The sequence below is a fragment of the Brevibacterium gallinarum genome (assembly GCF_014836885.1).
Classification (GTDB): Bacteria; Actinomycetota; Actinomycetes; order Actinomycetales; family Brevibacteriaceae; genus Brevibacterium; species Brevibacterium gallinarum.
The window spans coordinates 1-16,647 of record NZ_JACSPY010000021.1 but is presented as its reverse complement, the minus strand read 5'-3'; the positions used below and the strand labels follow the sequence as shown (position 1 = coordinate 16,647).

Below are 16,647 nucleotides of genomic sequence, written 5' to 3'. Positions count from 1 at the left end.
AACTTTGCTGGAGGGGAGATTATTCCACCGGCGGACAGATTTCTTTCAGCGATCCCCGTCGCGCTCTGCGCCATCCCGGCGCGCCAGGCGTTCCAGCCGGTCGCGTGCGCGGGCGAGCCGCTCATCCTCGGTCAGCTCCCACCACGGGGTGCCGCGCTCACCGAGGCCCTCTTTGGCCCAGGTGACGCGCTGCCGCAGCGCTGCGGTCTGCTCGTCGGTGAGCTGGCGCCGGCGGGAGAGCTGCGAGCGGGCAGTGCCGAGGGCGCTCAGCAGCGGGGCGGTCAGCTCTTCAGGCAGCACAGGATCCTGGGCTCGCCAGCGCCGGCCCTTGACGATGATGTAGCGGCCGTCTGCGGTCCGCTCCGGAGCGCTCACCACCGGCTCCACGCACTCGCGCTGCCCACCACGGCGCGGCCCACCTCGGCGCCGGGCTGCCGCGGCGCTGCCGGTGCTGGGGCTGCCGGTGCTGGGGCGATCCGGGCGGCCATCAGATGCCTCCCAGCAGGGAGGCTGCGAGCGGGAAGATCCCGACCATGACGAGCGACCACAGGCCATGGACGATGAGCGGGGCGAACCAGCGGCCGGTCGATTCACGGGCCCAGGCGGCGGCGAGCCCGACGACGGGGGCGGCGGCGATGAGGCCGGGGTTGAGTGTTGCGCAGGTGACGAGCGTGTAGACGATGGTCGGGGCGATCCAGCGGGCGCGGCCGCGGAACAGGTCGGCCAGGCCGAGGCGGAAGAACACCTCTTCCGACAGCCCCGTGACGAAGGCCGCCGCCAGCGTCAGCCCGGCCGCCGAGGTCCCGGCAGTCACAAGGGCCGCGGTGATCCACGGCGCGGTTGCCGGGATGAGGCTGAGGATCCAGCCGCCGAGGAACGACGCGCCCGCCAGCACCGCGCCGATGGCCAGCGCCCGCCACCCGGCAGAGGCGGCGGAGCGGCGCGTCGGCGGGCCGGGTGCGAGGTCAGCTGAGCGGTGGCGTCTGGCATGCGCGCGTGCAAGCAGCATGAGGGCGATCCCGCCGAGCGTCCACACCGCGGCGAGGGCAAGACTCCACAGCGGCAGTGCCGCAGTGCCGGCAGATGCGCCGAGCCCGAAGGCCTTGCGGAGGATCAGCGCGCCGAGGACAATGGTGACGGTCGCAGGCGCCCAGACAGCAACACGTGAGGTGAGCACCCGCTGCGACGTCATGGCACCAGTCTAGGAGATGACTGCAATGCGAGTTCTGCTCATCGGCGCCACCGGATACGTTGCCTCGCGCACGATCCCCGTCCTGCTCGAGGCCGGGCACACCGTCACCGCCGCGGCCCGCTCACCGGAGAAGCTCAGGGCGTTCTGGTGGGCAGACCGCGTCACCGCCGCCCGGCTCGACGTCACCGATGACGCATCCGTATCAACGGTGGTGGCTCACAGTGATGCCGATGCCATCGTCTACCTCGTCCACGGGATGGGCGGGTCTGACTTCCGCACGGTCGACCGGCAGTCAGCCCTGCGCGTCCGCCGGGCAGCCGATGCTGCAGGCATCAGCCGGATCGTCTATCTCTCGGGGATCATCCCGGCTGTCGGCGAGGAGCGACTGTCCGAGCATCTGCTCTCACGCCTCGAAGTCGAACAGGAGCTCTCCAGAGCTGACGCCACGGTCATCACGCTGCGTGCGGCGATGATCGTCGGGGCGGGCTCGACGAGCCTGGCCCTCGTCCGGCAGCTGGCGACGCGGCTGCCGGTCACAGTGGTGCCGTCGTGGATGCGCCACCTCGTCGAGCCGATCGCCATCACCGATGTGGCCGCCGCGATCGAGGCGGCGCTGCGAGTCGATCGGCCGACCGGGCAGTTCTCGATCGGCGGCGGGACGGTGATGTCGTACCCTGAGCTCATCGATCTGCTCACTGAGCTCAGCGGGCTCGTCCGCCCGCAGGTGCCCGGCGGCCCGCTGCCGGAGCCGCTCGTCGCGAAGGCTGCGGCGGTGCTGACGGATCTGCCGGGACCGACGGTCGAGGCGCTCATCGAATCGCTTCAGGAGGACATGGTCTCCTCCGGCGACAGCTGGCGCGCCGAGCTGTTCGCAGGGGCGCCTGCCCATCAGCCGCTGACACCCCGGGCTGCCCTGACGCGGGCGCTGGCACAGCCGGATCTCCACCTGCCGGCCGCCGAACGGGATCCGCTTGCGGTGATGCCCGGCGACCGCTGCTGAGCGTCATCAGTCCTGGCTGAGCTCATCGCGCACAGCCGCCAGGACAGTAGAGAGCTCCGGGCCGGTGAGCGAGCTCAGCGCGATCTCGATGCCGGTCTGCTGCCCGCCGGTCCATTTGCCAGCCAGATCGTCGACGAGGATGCCGCGCTCACCGAGTGCGCGCCGCAGGCGCCGCGCATCCCCGGCCGGCCGTTCGAGGATCACCCGCCCGCGCACATGAGTCAGCGGCAGGCCTGCGGCATCGACCGCCTCGGCGGCGGCCGCCAGCCGCTTGCGCATCCGCAGCATCCGCCGGCGCAGCCCGCCTGAGTCCAGGTAGTCGGCGAGCACTGCCTGAATGAGCGGTGAGGCGGCGGGACCGAGCATCCGGCGGTGGGCGGCGATCGCAGCGCTGAGCGGGCCGGTGGCGATGATGTAGCCGATGCCCAGGCGCGTGCCGAGCAGGGTGGCGAAGGATCCGAGGTGCAGCACCCGGCCGCTGCTGTCGAGGTCGGCGAGGGTCGGCGGCAGGCTGCCGGCGTAGCGGGCTTCGGTGTCGTAGTCGTCTTCGATCAGGTGTCCGCCGCACGATTCGGCCCAGCGCAGCAGCTGCACGCGTCGCCTCGCGCTCATCGAGTCTCCGTGCGGATGCAGGTGGTTGGGGGTCAGCAGCAGGGCGCGCAGCCGCACCGGGATCGCAGCGGGGTCGATGCCGTCGGCGTCGACGGGCACATCGACGGTGGGGGTGTTCGCCAGCGCTCGGCGCAGACCGGGGAAGCCCGGGCTCTCGACTCCGAGCGCCGTGGGGGCGAGGACGTTGAGGACGGTGCGCAGCCCGTCGCGGGCGCCGGCGGTCAGCACGATGTCGGCGGGTTCGACCTGCATGCCGCGCACCAGCCGCAGGTGCCCGGCGATCGCCTGGCGCACCGTCTGGGTGCCGCAGCCGTCATCGCTGACATCGCGGGTGTCGAGTCCGCGGCGCCAGGCAGCCCGGAAATCGGGCTCGTCGCGCGGGTCGGGGCGCACGCTCACATCCCGGGCATCGATGCGCACCTCAGCCGAGGTGTCAGTGGAGTGCTGGGCGGGGGCCGCTCGCACCGGCGCGGCACGTGTCCCCGAGCGGCGCGCAGCCGAAGCGCGACCGGTCGGGGCGCGACCGGTCAGGCCGCGACCGGTCAGGGCGCGGGCAGCGGAGGGTCGGCGCGACGGCGCCGTCTGCAGTGCCGGGTTGACGCGTGTGCCCGACCGGGCGGCGGTGACGAGCTGACCCTCGGCGATGAGGTGCTCATACGCCGTCTGCACGGTGCCGCGGGCGACGCCGAGCTGCGCGGCGAGCACCCGGCTGGAGGGCAGGCTGTCGCCTGGGCGCAGACGGCCGGTGGCGATCTCGGCCCGGATGCCGGCGACGATCTGCAGCGGCAGACCGATGCGCGAGCTGCGGTCGAGCCTCACCGTGAGATCCGCGTCATGCGCCATGAGCACCCCTCCCTCACCTGGCCTCGCGGCTTTCCGGAACCGCGCGCAACTGGACTACAGAATACCCCTGGAACTGGACCATATCTGCAGTCCAATGCTCGTTAGGCTCACGAATACCCGCCGGGCGCCTGGTCGTCCGGTTCACCACCCGCGGGTGCCCGGCGCCCGCTGAGACCCAGGAGACTGCATGACTGCCACACTGACCCAGAACACCGCCTCTGACGACGCTGCGCACACGCCCACCGCAGGCACCGCCGGCAGCGCCGAGCACCAGCGCGCCGCCGACGCCCAGCTGAGCTCCGAACTCGCACGCTCACTGGCCGGCGGCGTCATCATGGACGTCGTCACCCCTGATCAGGCCCGCATCGCCGAAGACGCCGGTGCAGTGGCCGTCATGGCGCTCGAACGGGTGCCTGCCGATATCCGCGCCCAGGGCGGGGTCGCCCGGATGAGCGACCCGGACCTCATCGCCGGGATCCTCGAGGCCGTGTCGATTCCGGTCATGGCCAAGGCGCGCATCGGCCACTTCGTCGAAGCGCAGATCCTGCAGTCCCTCGGCGTGCACTACGTCGACGAATCCGAGGTCCTCTCCCCTGCCGACTACGTCAACCACATCGACAAGCGCGCCTTCGAGGTGCCGTTCGTGTGCGGTGCCACCAACCTCGGCGAGGCGCTGCGCCGCATCAACGAAGGTGCCGACATGATCCGTTCGAAGGGCGAGGCCGGCACCGGCGATGTCTCGGAGGCGACCCGCCACATCCGCACGATCAGCGCTGAGATCCGCCGGCTGTCCGCGCTGAACGAAGATGAGCTCTATGTTGCGGCCAAGGAGCTGCAGGCGCCGTTCGACCTCGTGCGCACCGTCGCCCGCGACGGCCGTCTGCCGGTCGTCACGTTCGTCGCCGGGGGCGTGTCCACCCCTGCTGATGCGGCGATGATGATGCAGCTCGGTGCCGAGGGTGTGTTCGTCGGCTCGGGCATCTTCAAGTCCGGCAACCCGGAGGCACGGGCCAAAGCCGTCGTCACGGCCACGGCGAACTATGACAACCCCGAGGTGCTCGCCGAGGTCTCCCGTGGGCTCGGTGAGGCGATGGTCGGGCTGAACGTCAGCGACCTGCCGGCCCCGCACCGCCTGGCCGAGCGCGGTTGGTGAGACTCAGCGCAGCGCAGCCAGCACCGCACAGCGGCGTCGTTCAGCCGCCGGTGACGGTCCACAGCGTGGTGGACTCACCGGCGGCTGCTGCGAACCAGCGGCCGGTGGCACTCGGCTCGGCATACTGGCCGACATCGTGGGCCTCGGCGTGCTCGGTGCCGTCAAGCGTGAAGAAGTGCACCGCGTCGTTGAGCAGCACCGGGATGAGGCCGAGCTGCGGGAGTGCGCCGTTGCCGCCGAATCCGTAGCTGCCTTCGACCGGATCGAGCGGATCGGCGTCCTCTCCTGCCTCCCAGAGTGTCGATCCGTCAGCGGCGTTGACGGCCCGGACGCCGGCGTCGAGACCGGGCATGATGACCAGCGGCGCGTCGGTGCCGTCGACGGGTGTGTGGAGGCGACCGTACTGCTCGGTGAACAGCCCGAATTCGAAGGCGTCCTCGGAGATGTCGGTGTGCCAGGCCTCGCCGTCGAGCAGTGAGCCGAGCACCAGGATCCGGGAGGCGAACAGCTGGGTGCTCGCGCACACGAAAGTGCCCGCGGCGGTGGAGATGGGCCGGGCGGCACAGTAGTCGACCGGTTCCTCACTGAAGTCGATGCCCGCGGCGAGGTCAGGATCGTCGGCAGTGCTGAGCGGGGTGAGCACCCCAGAGCTCTCCGGCAGGTCCGTCGGCACCGTCAGCAGTGCGGTGCGGGTGACGGACCCGGCGTACGGGTCGTCAGGATCGGCGGTGCCGAAGGCGTAGACAAACGTGCCGGGTGCCGTCTGCGGGTAGATGCCGAAGCCGAGGCCCTGCTCGCCGTACGTGCTGAGGTCGACGGTGGCATGCTGGCCCGATGCCAGGTCGAGGCGGGTGAGGAAGCTGCCGTCGCCATCGCGCCACGGCAGGTAGGCGCGCGTGCGGTCCGGGGTGATCTGCAGGTTCGCCCCGCCCATGGGCTGCGCATCGGCGGCCGCCTGCACGGCCGGCCACGCCGGCTGGCCGGAGGCCGGATCGAGGCCGAGGACCATGGCCTTCTGCTCAGCGCCGGTGCAGCTGCCGCGCTCGGCGTCGATCATCCCGTATTCGAGCAGGATGATCCCGTCCTCGCCCAGTGCGCTCGTTCCGGTGGAGGAGGACGAGTAGTAGTCTCCCGGTTCGGTGCAGCCGAGATCGGCATCGGCAGGCGTATACGTCCAGGCTTCGCTGCCGTCGCCCCAGTCGAGTGCGCGCAGACGGCCGGTCCCGTCATCGACGATGACGGTCTGGCCGTGGGAGTAGGCGGCCACGCTGTCGGGCCGGTCCATATCGACCTGCGCCTGGTGGCTCCACAGCTCGGCACCATCGGCGCCGACGGCGACGAGCCTGCCGCCCATGGCGTCGGCGACCAGCGCCCGGTCGGTGTCGTTGTCGGCCAGCAGGCTGGCGTAGAAGTCGAGGGTGATCGCCTCGCTCAGCTGCGGCGGTTCCGGGGTGCTGGGCGCAGGCGAGCTGCCGGGTGCGTCATCTGCGGCCGTGCATCCGGCGGCCAGTGTGAGAGCGCCGGCGGCGATGAGGGCGAGCGCGGGGCGGGAGAACGGGTGCATGACTGTTCCTTCGCAAGCAGGGACACCGTGATGATCTCCCTGGTGAGCATCCTGTCTTCACTATGCCAGACGGGTCGGACAACGGCGGTGGCGGAGTACGGGAGGCGCCCACCGCCTCGGGCGCGGTGACCGGTGTGTCTGTGACGCGTGCTACGGTGTGGGCAGATGTTCCGGGGACGGTGAGATTCCGTACCGGCGGTGACAGTCCGCGACCCGAACGCCGAAGCCCACACGGGCGGAGGGGTTCGGCTGACTCGGTGCGATTCCGAGACCGACAGTGAAAGTCTGGATGGGAGGAACACACGGTCCAGGGCACCCGTGTCTGCCCGGACCGGCAGCGGCGCACCCGTGTCTGCGCGGACGCCTGCCGCCTGGCTCCCGTCTCCCCGGTAGGAGGAGAGGGAGAATGCACCGCTCATCTGCACCCGCCGCGCCTGCCGCCGGGATCACTGCCCGTGAACGCCGGGCCATGTCCGCTGCCCTCGCCGCCGCCCGCCGCGGCCAGCGCGGGGCCACCCCCGTCGTCGGTGCCGCCGTCATCAGCGCCGACGGGACGATCGTCACCGGCTACCACGCAGGCGCTGGGCACCCGCACGCCGAACCGGCAGCCCTGGCAGCCGCCGTCGCAGCCGGCATCGACCTCGGCACTGCCACGCTCGTCGTCACGCTCGAACCCTGCGCACATGTCGGCCGGACCCCGTCGTGTGCGCACACGATCGTCAGGGCCGGGATCCCGCGCATCGTCTACGCGGCAGCCGACCCGAATCCGGTCGCCGCCGGTGGTGCCGAGGTGCTGCGGGCGGCCGGACGCGAGGTGGTCGCCGGGCTGGCAGCCGATGAGGCGGCTGCACTCAATGACCGGTGGGTGGCCGCACAGCGTGCGTCCCGGCCGTTCGTGACGGCGAAGCTCGCCCAGAGCCTCGACGGGCGGATCGCCGCTGCCGACGGCACCAGTCAGTGGATCACCTCCGATGAGACCCGGTCCCGCGTGCACGCGCTGCGCGCCCGGGTCGATGCCGTCATCGTCGGCACCGGCACCGCCCGGGCCGACAATCCGCGGCTCACCGCCCGCGTCGACGGCCGCGCTGCGGCCCGGCAGCCGGTGCCGGTCGTCATCGGCACCCGCGATCTCGACGCCTCCAGCCACCTCGCCGCCGACCCGCGCACCATCCACCTGCGCACCCACGACCTGCTGCACGCACTGCGGCAGCTGCGGGCCCGCGGGATCGAGCACGTGCTCGTCGAGGGCGGGGCGCACCTGCTCAGCGGCTTCCTGACCGCCGGGCTCGTCGACGAGCTGTTCCTCCACCTCGGCCCGCAGCTGCTCGGCACCGGCGGGCTCGCCGCCACCACCGGCCTTGAGGTGCCGACACTCGCAGCCGCCCCGCGCTTCATCCCCGATGACCTTGCTGCCCCTGCCGCTGCCACGAGCGGGACGGACACCATCCTGCACCTGAGACCGGCACCCGCCGCCCCGGCCCAGGCACCGCCAGCCCCATCCACCACCGACCACAGGAGTCACCACATGTTCACCGGCATCATCGAAGCCACCGGCACCGTCTTATCCGTCACCTCCGTTCCCGGCACCGACACCGCCCGCATCAGCATCAGGGCCGGCAGCCTCATCGACGACCTGCCAGCCGGCGGGTCCCTGGCCGTCAACGGCGTCTGCCTCACCGCCACCCGCACTCCCGCCGACACCGCGCCAGCTGATGAGAACCCGGCCGGCACCTCGGGCCCGGGGGTCTTCACCGCCGACATCATGGGCGAGACGCTGGCGCGCACGAGCCTGGGCGCGCTGCGGGCGGGCGCGCAGGTGAACCTCGAACGCTGCATGCCGGCCAGCGGGCGCTTCGACGGGCACATCGTCCAAGGCCACGTCGACGGGGTCGGGCGGATCAGCGTGTTCGAGGACTGCGGGGCGTGGACGCGGATGCGCATCGAGCTGCCAGCCACGCTCGCCCCGCTGTGCGTGGAGAAGGGTTCGATCGCACTCGACGGCACCTCGCTGACGATCACCGCTGTCTCCCCGGCAGGTGCCGGGCAGCCGTGGTGCGAGGTCGGGCTCATCCCGGCGACCCTGGCCGCGACGACGTTCGGGCAGGCGAGCGTCGGGGACCTCGTCAACATCGAAACCGATGTGCTGGCCAAGTACGCCCAGAGCCTCGCCGGACGGCACGTGCGACGCGCCGATCCCGTGCAGGCGCCGCCGTCGCCGTGGCAGGACAAGCCGTGGGAGACCACCGCAGCCGACGCGTCCCCGGCACGCGGGCTCGACTCGATCGAGGAGGCGATCAGCCGGCTGCGCCGCGGTGTGCCGGCGATCGTCGTCGACGATGCCGACCGCGAGAACGAAGGCGACCTCATCGTGCCGGCCGAGCTGCTGAGCCCGGAGTGGATGGGCTTCATCGTCCGCCACACCTCCGGCGTGGTGTGCGCGCCGATGACCGCTGAGATCGCAGCCCACCTCGATCTGCCGGCCATGACCGCGGTAAACGAGGACCCGAAGGGCACGAACTACACCGTCAGCTGCGATGCCCGCGGCCTGGACACCGGCATCAGCGCCGGTGAGCGCACGACAACCCTGCGCACGCTGGCCGACCCGCAGGCGGGCCCGGAGCAGCTGACCCGGCCGGGGCATGTGTTCCCGCTCATCGCCGCCGCAGGCGGGGTCCGCGAGCGCGCCGGGCACACCGAGGCCGGAGTCGAACTCGCCCGGCTGGCCGGCTGCCGGCCGGTCGCAGCGATCGCCGAGGTCGTCGACGACACCGGCGAGGTCATGCGCCTCGACGCGCTGCTGGCCTTCGGGACCCGGTTCGGGCTGCCGGTCATCTCGATCGCCGACCTGCGCACGTGGCTCGACACGCACACCCCAGCCGCCCACCAGAACTGAACCGGGCACTGCACCGGACACCGCACCGAACACTGAGAGAAGGGATCACATCATGGCATCGAGCGGAGCACCGAGGATGAAGCCGCAGGCCGCACCGGGCACCCGCGTGGCGATCGTCGCCTCCTCCTGGCACACCGAGGTGATGGACGGGCTCCTCGCCGGCGCCCAGCGCGCCCTCGCCGAGGCCGTAGCTGAGACGACCGGGATGGAGGTCAGCGTCTTCCGGGCGCCGGGCAGCTTCGAGCTGCCGCTGCTGGCCCGTGCGGCGGCGGAACGCTTCGACGCCGTCGTCGCACTCGGCGTCGTCATCCGCGGCGGCACCCCGCACTTCGACTACGTCTGCCGGGCCGCCACCGACGGGCTGGCCCAGGTGGCGGCCGAGACCGGCACACCGGTCGGGTTCGGGCTGCTGACCTGCGATGACGACGAGCAGGCCCGCAACCGGGCTGGGCTGCCGGGCTCACGGGAGGACAAGGGACACGAAGCGGCGAGCGCAGCCCTTGCCGCACTCGCCGCTCTGACAGAGATCAGGACCGCCTGAGCGGCCGGGGGTCAGTACCGCATCAGCGCTGCGACGTTCTCGACCCGGCCGTCGGAGATGATGACGATCGTGCCGGAGTTCTGCAGCGTCGACAGGATCGCGGAATCGACATCGCCGCTGCCCTCTGAGGCCGTGAGCGACGGGTTGATGAACAGCGTGTCGACCCGCCCCTCGGCAGCCGCCTCGCGGATGACATCGGTCTGGGTGACGCCGCGGCCGGTGCCCTGCGCATCGGCGAAGCGGGAGTAGGCTGCGTCGTCGCGTTCGGCGAAGGCCGGCATGACGACCTCCCAGGCATCGGCGTGCAGCTGGCCGGGCGTGCGGTCATCGGGGTTGCCGGCGACCATCTCGTCGAGCAGCGCCGGGTAGGTGCACACGGGCTTGAACAGCGGCATCGCCTCAGCCACGGCTGCGAGGATCAGCGGCTGGCTGCGGGCTTTGCCGAGCAGCGTTCCGACGCCTTCGCCGACGGCCTTGACGAACTTCTCGACGAAGATCCGGTCGACCTCTCCGCCGGCGCCGTGGCCGTGGAACATGGCACGGTCACCGCCGATCGACCGGCTCTGCAGCTGCCGCTGCCGCTCATCGGGGTCGACGACGTCGTCCATGCTCTGCGGCACGGTCTCACCGAGGTCGAGTTCGACGATCGAGTCCTTCGTCGCGTCGAACAGGCGCACTTTGTTCCGTGACAGCGCCAGGATGTAGAAGGCATGGGACTGGGCGAGCGCTGGGGCGATCGGGCGGACCGTCATCGAGTCGCCGACGCTGACGTGCTCGGTCAGCGGCACACCGAGCCGGTAGGTCAGCGTCATGCCCTTGGCTGCGTAGAGGGCCAGTCCGTCGGCCTGCTGCCGCCAGAACGGGCCGTCGTTGACGAGGTCGTTGAGCGGGGCGAGGATCTCCTTTGCTTCCTTCGCCTCGACGCCGGCGTCGGCGAGCTTGCGGCCCGCCTCATCGAGCAGTGACTTGAGCCGGGTGGAGGATTCACGGGATTGGTGATCCGCTCGCGATGTCGGCATCAGGATGGTCACCTTGGGTCCTGAGGCCTCAGCCATCCTCTTGAGATCAGTTGGGTCAACGTAGTCAAATGAACCGAGAGTATGAGTGACGTCCATACACAGAGCTTAGCGATGCAGGTCACGCTTGTGAACTGGTGCCAGCAGGCGAGACCTTTTGTTTCTGCTCTCACGACGCCCGTATCCCGCAGATGCGGACTCCGATACGATGGGTATCCGGCCGGTTGCGCGCCTTTCCGCCGTTGTCACGGCATCTGCGCCGGCACCCTGCACCTGAAGGGATGTCACTGTGAAGACCGTTCACCTCAAGACCAAAGAGATCCGCAGCCGCGACGAGCTCGCCGACCTGCTCCAGCAGCTCGCCGACCAGATCGCCGAGGGCACGCTCGTGTTCCGTCAGGGCGCTGAAGAGACCCGGCTGGAGATGCCGAGCTCGGTGCGCCTGTCCGTCGAGGTCGTCGACGAGGACAAGCCGGCGACCGAGCAGAAGCCGAGCAAGGGCACCAAACGCGAGGTGGAGGTCGAGATCTCCTGGCGGGTCGGCGAGGACGGCCCGATCGCAGCCGACGAGCCGCTCACTCTCGGCTGAGCGCTGTGTCCTTCGCGCGGCCGAGTCCGCGCTGCTGCCGGTGGCGTGCCCGCACCTGGAAGAACCGTACAACCGCATAGACCGAACCGATGACCGGGACGAACAGGGCGGCCATGACGGTGAGCGGGTAGCGGGCGGTGTCACCGGGTTCGCGCCGGGTGCCGGCCGCGCAGGCGATGCCGATCAGCCAGATGATGAGCACCGTGCCTTCGGTGAGATTCAGCCCCAACATCGCCGTTTCCTTCCGTCACGTGTCGGTGACGAGCCTACCGCTTAGACGCTGGGTCACCGTTCGGTGACGAAGCCTTCGTCGACCATCCAGCGCAGCGCCACGTCGACGGGGTCGTCGCCGTCGACGTCGACCTGCCGGTTGAGCTCCTGCATCTGCTCGGTGGTGAGCTTCTCGGCGATCGGCGCGTAGACCTCTTCAAGCTGCGGATACTCCTCGAGCGTCTGGGTGAAGAACACGGGGGCTGCGTTGTAGGCGGGGAAGAACTGCCTGTCGTCTTCGAGGACGACGAGGTCCATCGCCTTGATCCGGCCGTCGGTGAGGTAGACGTTGCCGAAGTTGCACTGCCCGGCGGCCGTTGCGGAGTAGATCGGGCCGGCGTCGTAGATGCCGATGTTGTCCTCCGGTGTGCCGTCGGCTTCCCCGCGCGGAATGTCGTAGGCCTCCAGCATCGGGGTGAGCCCGTCGGGCCGGGAGTTGAATTCGGCGGCCACGCAGATCGTGCGGTCCTCCGGCTTCAGGTCTGCCAGCTGCGACATCTTCGTCACCGCGCCGAGCTCGCCGGGGGCGTCGGGCCGGATCGCCATGCCATAGGAGTTGTTGAGCTCGGCAGCCGGGCCCCAGGTCAGGCCGTTGTCCAGGTCGGCGTCGTGGACGGCCTGCCACTGCTCGTGCGGATCGGCGATGCCCTCTTCCTCATTCAGGTAGGTCAGCCAGGCGGTGCCGGTGTACTCCCAGGTCAGGTCGGCCTGCCCGCTCGTCATGAGCTTGCGGGCTGAGACGCTGCCGGGCACGTTCGTGAGGTCCTTGACGCTGAATCCGGCGGCCTCGGCGGCGATGACGGAGATCTTGCCGAGGATGACTGCTTCGGTGAAGTTCTTGCTCGTGACCGTGAAGACCTTCCCGTCGGCGGCACCGGGGATCTCCTCGATCGACCCGGGGCCGACCGGCGGAATGTAGGCGGCCGAGGGCTGCAGTCCGCAGGCACCGAGCGCCAGGGTGCTCAGCAGTGCGATCCCGGCGCCGAGGCGGCCGAGCCTCGTGCGTCTGCGGCTGACCGGGGTGGTGGTCGGGTGGGATGTCATGCCAGTCCCTTCGGCCGTACGGCCAGTTCGACGACGCGTCCGGTCCAGTCGACGACGAGGGCGAGCAGGGCGACGAGGATGGCCCCGGCGATGAGCACCCGGGTGAGGTCGAGGGTCACTCCGGTGGTGATGAGCAGGCCGAGTCCGCCGCCGTTGACGAAGGTCGCCAGGGTGGCGGTGCCGACGAGCAGGACGAGTGCGGTGCGGATGCCGGAGAGCATGACGGGCACTGCAAGCGGCAGTTCGACGCGGAAGAGCACGGCGGCAGCGCTCATGCCCATGCCGCGGCCGGCTTCGATGAGCTGCCGGTCGACCTGGGTGAGGCCGACCATCGTGTTGCGCAGCACCGGCAGCAGCGCGTAGACGACGAGTGCTGCGATGGCGGCTTGCAGGCCGAAGCCGAGCCAGAATCCGAACAGCACGATGATGCCGACAGCCGGGGCGGCCTGGCCGATGTTCGCCACGGCCATGACCGGTCCTGCGGCCCGGCGCAGGGCCGGGCGGGTGAGCAGGATGCCGAGCGGGATCGCCACGGCGAGCACGATGACGGCGGAGACGACGGTGAGCAGCAGGTGCTCCAGCGTCAGCGACCAGACTGCACCGGGCGCCAGAGTCGAGGATTCGACGTCGGTGAGATCCGTGGTCAGCAGCCACCAGATGAGCACGCCGAAGGCCACGACGATGAGCCCGGCCTGCACGAGCAGGTCGCGGATGTCCCGGCGCTGTCCGGCGGTCAGGGTGCTCATGGCCTGTCCCCGTCTGCGCGGTGCGCGCCGGCCGGACGATCGTCAGGCTCACCGGCAGCCGTGTCGCCTGTCGTGTTGCCTGCTGTGTCGTCGGCAATCGCACCGCCTGCCGGGTCGCCGGCAGCCGTGTCGTCACCGGCGTCGCCTGTGTCTGCGGTCGAGTCTTCGCGCTGCTTGGCAGCGATCGCCTCGTCGGTGTTGCGGCCGGTGCGCCCGTCGTCTTCGGGGATCTCGAACTCCTCGGGTTCGTTCTGCCCCAGCGGCGCCTCGGCGGCAGTGTCGTGGGCGCGACCGTTGAGCCCGGAGATGACGTCCATGATCGTGTCGACGGTGACGAGCCCGAGCATCTGGCGGCGCTTTCCGACGACGATCGCCGATGACGTCGTCGTCACGAGCATCGAGTCGAGAGCGTCGTTGAGGGAGGCGCGGTTGTAGACCACCGGCAGGTCCTCATTCACCTGCGTCGGCAGGGTCTCCAAGCGTTCGAGCTGGCTGGCGATGAGCCAGTCGACGGGCCGGTCCTGGTCGTCGACGACGACCACATAGTCCTCTCCTGCCGCCCGCATCGTCTCCACCGCCTCGGCGGCGGGAGCACCAGCACGCACGCGCACCGGCTCGGTCAGCTCGACGTCATCGAGGCGGGACAGGGACAGCTGCTTGAGCCCGGCGCCTGCGCCCATGAAGTCCTCGACGAAGGAGTTCGCCGGCTGGGCGAGGATCCTCTCAGGTGAGTCGTACTGGGCGAGGATGCCGCCTTCGCGGAAGATCACGATCCAGTCGCCGAGCTTGACGGCCTCATCGAAGTCGTGGGTGACGCACACGATCGTCTTCTTCAGCTCGGAGTGGATGGCGATGAGCTCATCCTGCAGCCGCTGCCGGGTGATCGGGTCGACGGCGCCGAAGGGCTCATCCATGAGCAGTACCGGCGGGTCCGCTGCCAGCGCCCGGGCGACACCGACGCGCTGCTGCTGGCCGCCGGAGAGCTCGCGGGGGAACCGGTCGCGGTAGGTGGCCGGGTCGAGGGAGACGAGTTCGAGCAGCTCGTCGACGCGGGCGCGGATCCGGCTGGCGTCCCAGCCGAGCATCCTGGGCACCAGCCCAATGTTCTTGGCCACCGTCATGTGCGGAAACAGCCCGCCGGCCTGGATGACGTAGCCGAGGCGGCGGCGCAGCCTGTCGGCATCGAGGTCGGTGACGTCCTCCCCGTCGATGAGCACCCGGCCGGAGCTGGGTTCGATGAGCCGGTTGATCATCTTCAGCGTCGTCGTCTTCCCGCAGCCCGAGGGCCCGCAGAACATCACGATCGACCCGGCCGGGATCTCCATGTTCAGCCCGTCGACAGCCGGCGGCTTGCCGGAGTCGTAGCGCTTGGTGATCCCCTCCAGGGTGATCGACACGCCCTGGGTGCCCGAATCGTGTTCGGTGCCGGGCGCCTCGGAAGCGGTGGATGCAGTGCGGTGGTTCTCAGACACGGATACCCCTCGGAATGGTCAGACGGCCGACTGCCACAAGCAGCAGGTCGAGGATGAAGGCGAGGATGATGACGCCGACGACGCCGATGACGACGGATTCGAGCGAGTTCGCCCCGCCGAGGCGGTCGAGGCCGGAGAAGATGAAGGCGCCGAGGCCGGGGCCCAGGGAGTAGGCGGCGATCGTCGCGATGCCCATCACCATCTGCCCGGAGACCCGGACGCCGGCGAGGATGACCGGCCAGGCCATCGGCAGTTCGACGGTCAGCAGGGTGCGCATGCGGCTCATGCCGATGCCGCGGGCGGATTCGACGACGTCGTCGGGGATGCCGGAGAGCCCGACGAGGGCGTTGCGCAGGATCGGCAGGGCGGCGTAGAAGGTCACGACGATGACGGCGGGGATGACACCGAAGCCGACCGGGGCGATGAGCAGGCCGACGAGTGCGAACGACGGGATCGTCAGGCCGATCGCGGACACGCTGTTGGCGGCTGCGCTCATGGCCGAGGAGCGGTAGGACAGCACCGCGATGACGACGGCGATGAGGGTGGCGAGCAGGAGGCTCTGGCCCACGAGGCTGAAGTGCTGCCAGGAGGCGAAGAGGATCTGGTCAGAGCGCTGCGTGAAGTACTCCCACACGTGCGTGGCTCCCCTCGGCTGCCGTCAGTGGATCGTGCCTTGACCTGCGAGTCTACACCTGACAGCGGATAACGTCAGTGCGCCTTGCCGGGTGCGGTGTCTGCTGGGGCGGCCTCCGCACCCGAGCCGGGGGTCGCCGTTGCCAGGATGGGGGGGTACCGCTCCCGAGGCGGTGGTCGCCGCTGCCGAGGTGGTCGCTGGGTGGGGTCTGCCGACCCCAACTCAGTGCCCGTCGGGTGTATATCTGCTGGTGAGCGAGTGATGTCAGTGCCTCGTGCTGTGATGGAAGCAAGGCAGGAGAAGCACGGAAGTCAGGAGCACGGAGGAGTGATGGCCATGATCGTGAATCCAGTGGCCGTCACGGGTGCTGCGGAGCCTACTTTCCGGCGTCGCCTCTGGTCAGAGGGCGATGTCAGTGCCTCATGGCGTGATGGAACCACTGCACCGGTAAGCGGAGGGAGGCAGCGGCGATGACAGCGACAGCTGAAGCGCCCGTGTCGGTGTCTGCTGGTGCGTACCGGACGAGGTTCTCAGCGTTCGAAGAATCTCTCAGCGTGCTCGAACGGGCGCACCTGCAGGGCTATGAGGAGATGTTCGGTGTTGTGCTCGAACGGGTGCGTTCCGACAGCCGCGACAACATTGACACGCAGGTCGATGCGTTGCATTTCCTCGCGGGAGTCGGTTCGGCTGAACGTACTGAGACTGCTGCCGAAGTTGATGAGACTGCTGGTGAAGCTGGCGCTTCGGACGCGGCGCGCGCAGAGGCGCTCACCTGGCTGCGGGAGCGCATCGGCACACCGACGCTGACTGCTCTCGCCCACGCCCTCGACGTCACGTCGAGCACCGCATGGTCACGGGTGACCGGCGCTGCCACGGCGTTCATCGGGCTGCCGAAACTCACCGCACGAATTCGGTCCGGCAAGCTCAGCTTTGACCGCTTCACCTACGCAGCAAGCCAGGCCGCCACAATCGACCCGACACTGCTCGGGCAGCTCGATACACTGCTGGTCTCGATCACGGCCACGAAGAAGAGCGTGTACTTCTCGGAGGTCAAGGCCGCGATTGCCGCGCTGGTCAC

General features: G+C 69.9%; 16 protein-coding genes and 1 riboswitch. Of the genes, 6 read left to right on the top strand and 10 right to left on the bottom strand.

Annotated elements, in window-relative coordinates:
* Nucleotides 1-45: 45 nt before the first annotated feature.
* Together H9634_RS13680 and H9634_RS13675 are read right to left on the bottom strand one after the other, a co-directional pair.
* On the bottom strand, nucleotides 46-375 hold the full coding sequence (locus H9634_RS13680) for a biopolymer transporter Tol (RefSeq protein ID WP_191727361.1): 330 nt from the start codon (nucleotides 373-375) through the stop codon (nucleotides 46-48).
* A gap of 112 nt (nucleotides 376-487) precedes the next feature.
* A complete protein-coding gene (locus H9634_RS13675; RefSeq protein WP_191727360.1) occupies nucleotides 488-1,192 on the bottom strand; it encodes a CPBP family glutamic-type intramembrane protease in 705 nt (234 codons plus the stop codon).
* Nucleotides 1,193-1,217: 25 nt separating this feature from the next.
* Between H9634_RS13675 and H9634_RS13670 the strand changes: the two genes are divergently transcribed.
* Nucleotides 1,218-2,192 (top strand): NAD(P)H-binding protein, encoded by a 975-nt coding sequence (locus tag H9634_RS13670; protein WP_191727359.1) that lies wholly within the window; start codon nucleotides 1,218-1,220, stop codon nucleotides 2,190-2,192.
* Nucleotides 2,193-2,198: 6 nt separating this feature from the next.
* Here the strand turns inward: H9634_RS13670 and H9634_RS13665 are convergent, their stop codons facing one another.
* The gene (locus H9634_RS13665; RefSeq protein WP_191727358.1) at nucleotides 2,199-3,647 is read right to left on the bottom strand and encodes an aminotransferase-like domain-containing protein; all 1,449 of its coding nucleotides are present in this window, start codon (nucleotides 3,645-3,647) and stop codon (nucleotides 2,199-2,201) included.
* Between the two features lie 187 nt (nucleotides 3,648-3,834).
* On the opposite strand from H9634_RS13665, the gene pdxS reads away from it, so the two are divergent.
* Nucleotides 3,835-4,800, top strand: a complete 966-nt coding sequence (gene pdxS / locus H9634_RS13660) for a pyridoxal 5'-phosphate synthase lyase subunit PdxS (RefSeq protein WP_191727357.1) — start codon at nucleotides 3,835-3,837, stop codon at nucleotides 4,798-4,800.
* A 40-nt stretch (nucleotides 4,801-4,840) separates the two neighbouring features.
* Here pdxS and H9634_RS13655 read toward each other — a convergent pair whose 3' ends face one another.
* Nucleotides 4,841-6,364: an outer membrane protein assembly factor BamB family protein gene (locus H9634_RS13655; RefSeq protein ID WP_191727356.1), complete on the bottom strand. Its 1,524-nt coding sequence runs from the start codon at nucleotides 6,362-6,364 to the stop codon at nucleotides 4,841-4,843.
* A gap of 162 nt (nucleotides 6,365-6,526) precedes the next feature.
* A riboswitch (FMN riboswitch) is annotated at nucleotides 6,527-6,669 on the top strand.
* 101 nt (nucleotides 6,670-6,770) lie between these two features.
* On the opposite strand from H9634_RS13655, the gene ribD reads away from it, so the two are divergent.
* Complete coding sequence (ribD, locus tag H9634_RS14635) at nucleotides 6,771-9,257, top strand: bifunctional diaminohydroxyphosphoribosylaminopyrimidine deaminase/5-amino-6-(5-phosphoribosylamino)uracil reductase RibD (RefSeq protein WP_225210982.1); 2,487 nt, start codon at nucleotides 6,771-6,773, stop codon at nucleotides 9,255-9,257.
* A gap of 52 nt (nucleotides 9,258-9,309) precedes the next feature.
* Entirely contained in the window at nucleotides 9,310-9,798 is a 489-nt protein-coding gene (gene ribH, locus H9634_RS13640) for a 6,7-dimethyl-8-ribityllumazine synthase (protein ID WP_191727355.1), read from the top strand.
* 11 nt (nucleotides 9,799-9,809) lie between these two features.
* Here ribH and H9634_RS13635 read toward each other — a convergent pair whose 3' ends face one another.
* Entirely contained in the window at nucleotides 9,810-10,817 is a 1,008-nt protein-coding gene (locus tag H9634_RS13635) for a baeRF3 domain-containing protein (protein WP_191727354.1), read from the bottom strand.
* Between the two features lie 286 nt (nucleotides 10,818-11,103).
* Here H9634_RS13635 and H9634_RS13630 point away from each other — a divergent pair, with 286 nt between their 5' ends.
* Entirely contained in the window at nucleotides 11,104-11,403 is a 300-nt protein-coding gene (locus H9634_RS13630; protein ID WP_191727353.1) for an amphi-Trp domain-containing protein, read from the top strand.
* Here H9634_RS13630 and H9634_RS13625 read toward each other — a convergent pair.
* The 5 genes from H9634_RS13625 to H9634_RS13605 are packed head-to-tail and all read right to left on the bottom strand — an operon-like array spanning nucleotide 11,390 to nucleotide 15,569.
* A complete protein-coding gene (locus H9634_RS13625; protein WP_175293299.1) occupies nucleotides 11,390-11,635 on the bottom strand; it encodes a hypothetical protein in 246 nt (81 codons plus the stop codon). The two genes, H9634_RS13630 and H9634_RS13625, sit on opposite strands and share 14 nt — an antisense overlap.
* A gap of 53 nt (nucleotides 11,636-11,688) precedes the next feature.
* Nucleotides 11,689-12,717 carry a glycine betaine ABC transporter substrate-binding protein gene (locus tag H9634_RS13620; RefSeq protein ID WP_191727352.1) on the bottom strand — a complete coding sequence of 343 codons (1,029 nt, stop codon included), beginning with the start codon at nucleotides 12,715-12,717 and terminating at the stop codon, nucleotides 11,689-11,691.
* Nucleotides 12,714-13,463 (bottom strand): ABC transporter permease, encoded by a 750-nt coding sequence (locus H9634_RS13615; RefSeq protein ID WP_191727351.1) that lies wholly within the window; start codon nucleotides 13,461-13,463, stop codon nucleotides 12,714-12,716. The genes H9634_RS13620 and H9634_RS13615 overlap by 4 nt, the downstream gene beginning before the upstream one ends.
* The gene (locus H9634_RS13610; RefSeq protein WP_191727350.1) at nucleotides 13,460-14,935 is read right to left on the bottom strand and encodes an ABC transporter ATP-binding protein; all 1,476 of its coding nucleotides are present in this window, start codon (nucleotides 14,933-14,935) and stop codon (nucleotides 13,460-13,462) included. The genes H9634_RS13615 and H9634_RS13610 overlap by 4 nt, the downstream gene beginning before the upstream one ends.
* Nucleotides 14,928-15,569 carry an ABC transporter permease gene (locus H9634_RS13605; RefSeq protein ID WP_191727349.1) on the bottom strand — a complete coding sequence of 214 codons (642 nt, stop codon included), beginning with the start codon at nucleotides 15,567-15,569 and terminating at the stop codon, nucleotides 14,928-14,930. The genes H9634_RS13610 and H9634_RS13605 overlap by 8 nt, the downstream gene beginning before the upstream one ends.
* A gap of 470 nt (nucleotides 15,570-16,039) precedes the next feature.
* Between H9634_RS13605 and H9634_RS13600 the strand changes: the two genes are divergently transcribed.
* The coding region (locus H9634_RS13600) for a hypothetical protein (RefSeq protein WP_191727348.1) at nucleotides 16,040-16,647 on the top strand (608 nt) is incomplete at its 3' end.